Annotated in this window: 5 protein-coding genes; 4 read left to right on the top strand and 1 reads right to left on the bottom strand. The window is 65.2% G+C overall.

What is annotated here, in order from left to right:
- Positions 1-285: 285 nt before the first annotated feature.
- The 4 genes from ACZ7GB_RS02615 to ACZ7GB_RS02600 are packed head-to-tail and all read left to right on the top strand — an operon-like array spanning position 286 to position 6959.
- Positions 286-2001: an efflux RND transporter periplasmic adaptor subunit gene (locus tag ACZ7GB_RS02615; protein ID WP_472157566.1), complete on the top strand. Its 1716-nt coding sequence runs from the start codon at positions 286-288 to the stop codon at positions 1999-2001.
- Between the two features lies 1 nt (position 2002).
- Positions 2003-4153 carry a hypothetical protein gene (locus ACZ7GB_RS02610; protein ID WP_078599401.1) on the top strand — a complete coding sequence of 717 codons (2151 nt, stop codon included), beginning with the start codon at positions 2003-2005 and terminating at the stop codon, positions 4151-4153.
- The gene (locus tag ACZ7GB_RS02605; protein WP_472157565.1) at positions 4146-6140 is read left to right on the top strand and encodes a preprotein translocase subunit SecA; all 1995 of its coding nucleotides are present in this window, start codon (positions 4146-4148) and stop codon (positions 6138-6140) included. The genes ACZ7GB_RS02610 and ACZ7GB_RS02605 overlap by 8 nt, the downstream gene beginning before the upstream one ends.
- Before the next feature lie 12 nt (positions 6141-6152).
- Entirely contained in the window at positions 6153-6959 is an 807-nt protein-coding gene (locus ACZ7GB_RS02600) for an efflux RND transporter periplasmic adaptor subunit (RefSeq protein ID WP_472157564.1), read from the top strand.
- A 54-nt stretch (positions 6960-7013) separates the two neighbouring features.
- Here ACZ7GB_RS02600 and ACZ7GB_RS02595 read toward each other — a convergent pair whose 3' ends face one another.
- Complete coding sequence (locus ACZ7GB_RS02595) at positions 7014-7289, bottom strand: hypothetical protein (RefSeq protein WP_143593777.1); 276 nt, start codon at positions 7287-7289, stop codon at positions 7014-7016.
- Positions 7290-7534 lie beyond the last annotated feature (245 nt).

The raw sequence follows: 7534 nt of genomic DNA, 5'->3' as shown, positions 1-7534 counted from the left end.
AGCAGGGGCCAATGCGTTCAACTGCCTCGTTTTTTCTTGATGGAATCATGAACTGCTCGTTTACTTCGGGTAAGGGAGCGTTTTTGGCCGTTAAATCGGCACTTTCAGGGACATAGACGAACGGGAAGGGCGCTGGGGAGCACCCTCGAGGGAGCAATTTTGCAGCAACACGCAGGGACAGCGTCTGGCGAGGCGACGGGCTCGGTATTTCTGGATTCCGAAACCCTCGGCAGGCTGAAAGCAGGGACAGACCGCGCGCAGGTATCGCAGGCTTGGTTGGCCGCGATGGCCCGACAGGTGGCAGGTCTGGAACAGGGGTTGGTGGTGCTGGCCGGGATCGGGCGCAGCCGGTTCGAGCCTGCCGCGGTCTGGCCAGAGAATGCGAATCCGAAACGCGAACTCATGGCAGCCATCGACGGCGCGATCCATGCCGAGCGGATGGTGATCGAGACGCTGAGCGAAGGCGGCGCGGCCATCGCGGTGCCGATCCGCATGGAGGGCCATCTGCGCGGTGCGGCGGCGATCCAGATCGGCACGCATCCCGACGCGCGCACCGACCTTGCGATCGATCAGCTGCAATGGGGCTCGGGCTGGCTCGAGGCGTTTTTGCGCCGCAAGCAGGGCGGCTCGGGCGACAGCCTCGCCTCGGTGATCGAACTGCTCGCGACCAGCCTGCATTACAATCGCTTCACCGAAGCGGCGACCGCGGTGGCCTCTGAACTTGCGGGCGTTCTGAATTGCGAACTGGTCGCGATCGGCCTGACCCGTGGGCGTCATGCGCGCGTCCGGGCACTGTCGAATTCCGCGAGCTTCGGCAAGCGGTCCAACCTCGTGCGCGCGATCGAGGCCGCGATGGACGAGGCGATCGACCAGCAGGCGGTGCTGAGCTATCCGCCGCCCGAGGACGGCTCGGAACGGGTGCTGCGCGCCCATGCGGCCTTGTCGGAAACCGAGGGCGGGGCGACGCTCTGCACGGTGCCGCTGACCGAGGACAAGAAGCTGGTCGGCGCGCTGGTGCTGGAACGCCCGGCGGGCGAGCCGTTCGGGCGCGATACGATCCAGATGGCGGAATATGCGGGCGTGCTGCTCGGCCCCGTTCTGGCGATCAAGCGGCGCGAGGACCGCTGGCTGCCCGCAAAAACATGGGATGCGAGCGTCAATACGTTCAAGGCGCTGTTCGGCCCCAATCACGCGGCGCTGAAACTGGCCGCGATTGCGCTGGTCGCTTTGCTGGCCTTCGCGTGGTTCGCCAAGGGCATGTATCGCGTGACCGCCGATGCGACCATCGAGGGCCGTATCCAGCGCGCGATCTCGGCTCCGATCGAGGGTTATCTGGCCGAGGCCGATGCGCGCGCTGGCGATATCGTGAAGGCGGGCGAGGTGATGGCCAAGCTCGACGACCGCGACCTGCGGCTCGAGCGGCTGAAATGGGAAAGCCAGAAGTCCAAGCAGACCCGCGAATATTCGCAAGCCATGGCCAAGCGCGAACGCGCCAAGGCGCTGATCCTGCAAAGCCAGATCGAACAGGCGGATGCGCAGATCGAACTGCTCGATCAGGAGATCGGGCGGATGGTGATCAAGGCGCCCTTCGACGGGGTCGTGGTCTCGGGCGATCTGACGCAGGCACTGGGGGCGCCGATCGAGCGCGGCGACGTTCTGTTCCAGGTCGCCCCCCTCGATGATTACCGCGTGATGCTGCGTGTGGACGAGCGCGACGTGAAGGATGTGAAAGCGGGCGAGAGCGGCGCGCTCATTCTGGCCTCGCTGCCCGACACCCCGATCGAAGTGCAGGTCGACCGGATCACGCCGATCTCCAATGCCGAAGCCGGGGCGAACAAGTTTCTCGTCGAGGCTTCCGTGACCGACGGGCCGATCAATGCGCTGCGTCCGGGCATGGAGGGGGTCGCCAAGATCGAGGTCGAGGAACACCGCCTCGTCTGGATCTGGACCCGGCGGATCGTTCTCTGGGTGCGCATGACGCTCTGGTCCTGGTGGCCGTGACATGGCCACCTCGCTCTTCTCTCCGTCCTGGTATCGGGTGAAGGATCTCAAACCGCGCCTGCGTAGACATGTCGCGATCCACCGGCACGATTATCGCGGGCGCGTCTGGTTCGTGGTTCAGGACATCGCGACGGGGCGCTTCCATCGCATCTCGCCGGCCGCGTGGCGGCTGGTCGGGCTGATGAACGGCAAGCGCACGATGGACGAGCTGTGGAACACCACCAATGAGCAGCTTGGCGAGAAGGCCCCCACGCAGGACGAAGCGATCCGGCTGATGGGGCAGTTGCACGCAGCCGACGCGCTGATCTGCGACGTGCCGCCCGACGGGCGCGAGCTGTTCCGCCGCTACCAGCGCCACCAGTCGATGCAGATCAAGCAGAAGATCTGGTCGCCGCTCGCCATCCGGATCCCTATCTGGGACCCGGACGCTTTCCTGACCCGCACCATGCCCTTCGTGCGGCCCTTCTTCACCCGCACCTTCGCGGTGATCTGGGTGCTCGTCGTGCTCGCGGGCTTCATCTTCGCCGCAATCAATTTCGGCGCGATCACCGACAATATCGCGGACCGGGTGCTGACGCCCAAGAACCTCTTCGTGCTGTGGCTGGTCTATCCGGTGGTGAAGGCGTTTCACGAATTGGGCCACGGATATGCGGTGAAGAAGAACGGCGGCGAGGTCCATGAGATCGGGATCATGCTGCTGGTTTTGGTGCCGGTGCCTTATGTCGATGCCTCCGCCGCTTCGGCGCTGCGCGACAAGTATCAGCGGATGCTGGTCGGGGGTATCGGGATCATGGTGGAGCTGTTCCTCGCCTCGATCGCACTCTTCGTCTGGCTCAATGCCGAGACCGGCGCGGCCCATGCGGTGGCCTATAACGTGATGCTGATCGGCGGCGTCTCGACGCTTCTGTTCAACGGCAACCCGCTCTTGCGCTTCGATGGCTATTACGTCTTCGCCGATTGGCTCGAAATTCCCAATCTCGGTCAGCGCGCCAATCGCTACTACGCCTATCTCGCGCAGAAATACCTCTTCGGGATGAAGGAGGCGGAGCCCGTCACCTCGCTGCCCGCCGAGAAGCGCTGGTTCCTGTTCTACGGGATCGCCGCCTTCATCTATCGCCTCTTCATCATGTTCGCGATCATCACCTATATCGCCGGCCGCTTCTTCTTCATCGGGGTGCTGCTGGCGGCTTGGGCGATCACGACACAGATCCTCGTGCCCATAGGCAAATCCATGTCCTTTCTGTCTTCCAGCCCGAAACTCCGCTCCAACAGGCCGCGTGCGGTCCTTGTGACAAGCGCGATCCTTGCCGCGCTCTTCGTGATCCTGTTCGTTCTGCCCGCGCCGTATCGATCGGTGGTCAGCGGCGTGACATGGCCGTCTGAGCAGGCGCAGGTGCGCGTCGGCACGAGCGGCTTCGTGACCGAGGTGCCGGTCGCGACCTATGACGCGGTGCAGCCGGGCGAGGTGATGATCAAGCTCGACGATCCGCTGCTCAGCGCGCGGCTCGATGTGCTGGACTCGCAACTGGCGGGGCTGGAGCTGCAGCGTCAGGCGGCGGTGCGCACTGACCGGGTCGAGGCCGAGATGATCGCGGCGGAGATTTCCGCGACCCGCGAGGACCGCAACCGGCTCGCCCAACAGCTCGACGAATTGTCGATCCGCGCGCCGCGCGCGGGTCTGGCCGTGGTGCCCAATGGAGAGGATCTGCAGGGAAGGTTCGCCAAGCGCGGGCAGGTGATCTCCTACGTTCTGACCGAGGAAGACACGGCGGCTCTGCGCGTCGTGGTCGGTCAGGACGATGTCGATCTGGTGCGCAACGCGACGGGCCGCGTCGATGTGATGCCGGTCGAGTATGGCGGGCAGAGCTATCCCGCGACCATCGTGCGCGAAGTGCCCGGCGGCATCCGCGACCTGCCGACGCCCGCGCTGGGGCTGCAGGGCGGCGGCACGGTTCCGGTCGATCCGGGCGACACCAAGGGGCTGCGCACGCTGCAACGGGTCTTCGAGTTCGAGCTGGAGATGGCCCCCGATGCGGCGCTGCCGCTGCTAGGTCGTCGCGTCGAGGTGCGTTTCTCGCATGGCACTCTGCCGATCGGGTTTCAGGCCTATCGCGCGCTGCGCCAGCTGTTCCTGAGGCTCTACGATGTCTGAGATGCTCGTCCAGCGCCCCGGTCTGCTGACCGCCTTCTACCCCGAGCGCGAGGATGAACGCCTCGGCACGCTCGACCGGGTGATGGCGAGCGCGGTGGGGCGGGTGTCGCAATTCTTCTCGATCAAATCGGCGGCAGGCGCGGGCTTTTTGCGCCGTGTCGCGAAGGAGGAGAAGGCGCTGGCGAAGCTGGAGGCGCATGGGTTTAACGCCGCCCGCGTCGAGGTCGCGCAGAAGCTGCGGGTGAAGGGGCTGCGCGCCGATCTCGTGGCCCGCGCCTTCGCGCTGGTGCGCATTCAGTCCGAACGCTCGCTGCAGATGCGCCCCTTCGATGTGCAGCTTCTGGGCGGGCGCGCGATGCTGCGCGGGCGGATCGCCGAGATGGATACCGGCGAGGGCAAGACCCTGACCGCCACGCTGCCCGCCGCGATCATGGCGCTCTCGGGCGTGCCGGTGCATATCGTGACGGTGAACGATTTCCTTGCCGCGCGCGATGCGGAATGGATGGGGCCGCTCTATCGGGCTTTGGGTCTCAGCGTCGGCATTATCGTCGAAGGTCTGGGCCCCGAGGAACGTCAGGCGGCCTATGCCTGCGATATTTGTTACTGCACGAACAAGCAGTTGGCCTTCGATTACCTCAAGGACCGGCTGGTGCTGGAGGGAGAGACCCGCGCGCTGCATATGGCGCTGGAGGGGCTGTCGAAGACCGATCCGAAACGGCAGAGGCTGCTGATGCGCGGGCTATGCTACGCAATCGTGGACGAGGCGGACAGCGTGCTGGTCGACGAGGCGCGCACGCCGCTGATCATCACCCGGGCGGGCGATCATTCGGGGCTGGAGCAGACCTATCAGCGCGCCGTCGAGATCGGGCGCAAGCTGACGCGTCCGCGCGATTTCACGGTGCGCGAGAAGGAATGGAAGGTCGAACTGACGGACCTCGGTAAAGCGCGGCTGCGCCAGCTCAGCGCGCATTTCGGCGGGGTCTGGGCCACCGAGATTCACCGCGAGGAACTGGCGCGGCAGGCGCTCTCGGCGCTGCATCTCTATCACCGCGACAAGCATTACATCGTCGATGAGGCGGGCGTGCAGATCGTCGATGAATATACCGGCCGCGTGATGTCCGACCGCTCGTGGGAGCGCGGGCTGCATCAGATGATCGAGGTGAAGGAAGGCTGCGAGATCACGGGGCGGCAAGAGACGCTGATCCGGATTTCTTACCAACGCTTCTTCCGCCGCTATCTGACGCTGGCAGGCATGACGGGCACCGCGGCCGAAGTCTCCGGCGAGCTGCGCGCGGTCTACCGGCTGCGCACGAAGCGCATCCCGACCAACCGCCGCTCGCGCCGCAAGAACCTTGGTGAGCGGCACTACGCGACCGCCGATCAGAAATGGCGCGCAGTTCTGGCCGAGGCCAAGCGCGTCCATATGACGGGCCGCCCGATCCTGATCGGCACGCAATCCATCGCCGCCTCGGAAGAGATCAGCGCACTCCTGACCGAAGAGGGGCTGACGCATCGCGTGCTCAACGCCCGCGAGACCGAGCACGAGGCCCATATCATCGCCGAAGCGGGCGGGCATGGGCGGATCACGGTCGCGACCAACATGGCCGGGCGCGGCACCGATATCCGCATCGATCAGCAGATGCGCGACCTCGGCGGGCTGCATGTCATCGCGACCGGCCGTCACGACGCGCGCCGCATCGACCGCCAGCTGTTCGGGCGCTGCGGACGGCAGGGCGACCCGGGCAGCTTCGTCACCTTCGTGTCGCTCGACGACGACCTGCTGCGGGTCTTCTATGGCACGCGACTCTCGGGCCTGATCCGCATGTTTTCAAGCGGGAAGGGGCGCGTGCCGTGGCTGATCGGCGCGCCCGTGACCCGGCTTGCGCAACGTGCGACCGAAGCGCGCCATTCCGGCGTGCGCAAGGCGCTTCTGCGCGCCGACGACAATCTCGAAGACCTGCTCGCCTTCAGCGGCAGGGGCAACTGAAAGGGACCACCCATGCGGCTAACTTCCATCACCCTCATTCTCGCCCTCGGTCCCGGCGCGGCGCTCGCGCAGGATCAGGAGCGCTTCGATTGCCTGATCGACCCGGGGCAGGTGCTCGAGATCGGCTCGGCGGTGGACGGGGTGATCGATCAGGTCTTCGTCTCGCGCGGGGATACCGTGAAGAAGGGCGACCCGATCGCGAAGCTGGAATCCAAGGCCGAAGAGGCACAGCTGACCTATGCCAAGGAGCGCGCGCAGGATGAGGGACCGATCGACATCGCGCGTTCCAAAGTGGCGCTGCTGCAAAAGGCCGCCGACCGCGCGACCGAGATGGGCAAGCGAAACGTGATGGCCGATGCGCAGGTGCAGGAGGCCCAGACCAATGCCGAAGTGGCCCAGTTGGAGCTGCGCTCGGCCCAGATGGACCAACATTTGGCGAAGCTCGATCTGCAAAGGGTGGAGGCGCAGCTGGCGCGGCGTGAGATCCGCTCGCCGATAGACGGGTTGGTGATTACGCGGATGATGGGGCCGGGCGAATATGTCTACTCGCAAGCGCCGATCGCGCAGCTCGCGCAGATCGACCCGCTCCATGTCGAGGTCTTCCTGCCGACGTCGATGTATGACCGGGTAAAGAAGGGTCAGGTGTTGAAAGTCTATCCCGCAGCGCCGGTGGGCGGCGAATACGACGCGACGGTGAGCGTCGTCGACAAGGTCTTCGATGCGGCGTCGGACACGTTCGGGGTGCGCCTCGCGCTGCCCAATCCCGAAGGCAAGCTGCCCGCCGGGATCGACTGCACCGTGGGTTTCCCCGCCGAATGAGCGTGACGTGGCCCGGTCAGGACGGGGCCATCACTTAAAGCGTAGGGGCGGCGTTCAGCGCTGGAAGCAGCTTGCTTTCTTGCCGAAACCGGCGGGCGAGCAAATCCATTTGCCCTTGCCGATAAACCGGGTCTGAACGACGCGCGGCGTGGCTTGCGCTTTGCTGGTGCGACCGGCGAGCCAGTCAAATTTTGCGCCGCCCTGACCGGCGGTGCTTTTGGCGGAAACACGGATCGGTTTGAGGTCCAGCATGCCAGCTTGTTGCGCATGGGCGCTGCTCAGCGGGGCTGCAAAGATCAGGCCGGCCACGACAAGGCGGGCCGCTTTCACGGATAAAAACGTCATCGGAACTGTAATCCTGTCTGCTCACGTTGCGGTCTGACCCCTCCCGTCTGCGCGGAAGAGGGCCGATTGCGTCCTCGTGCCAGCAGGATTGGTCGATCTCAGCCTACGGGTCAAGTTGGTAGGTGACGTGGCGGGAAGCAGGCGGATTTGTGGCGAAATGCAAAGAGGCTGCGCGAGAGAAATTCCCGCGCAGCTTCAATGTCTTGTCTAGCAGTGGTGTTGTAGGCGAA

The sequence above is a fragment of the Thioclava sp. PTB-PU3-1 genome (genome assembly GCF_055666785.1).
Note: the sequence above shows the minus strand (reverse complement) of the source record. Positions and strands in the feature narration are given on the sequence as shown.

Bases quoted from the DNA above. Each gene is read 5' to 3' on its own strand.
- ACZ7GB_RS02615 (WP_472157566.1), top strand. From the start codon at position 286: ATGGCCCGACAGGTGGCAGGTCTGGAACAGGGGTTGGTGGTGCTGGCC.
- ACZ7GB_RS02610 (WP_078599401.1), top strand. From the start codon at position 2,003: ATGGCCACCTCGCTCTTCTCTCCGTCCTGGTATCGGGTGAAGGATCTC.
- ACZ7GB_RS02605 (WP_472157565.1), top strand. From the start codon at position 4,146: ATGTCTGAGATGCTCGTCCAGCGCCCCGGTCTGCTGACCGCCTTCTAC.
- ACZ7GB_RS02600 (WP_472157564.1), top strand. From the start codon at position 6,153: ATGCGGCTAACTTCCATCACCCTCATTCTCGCCCTCGGTCCCGGCGCG.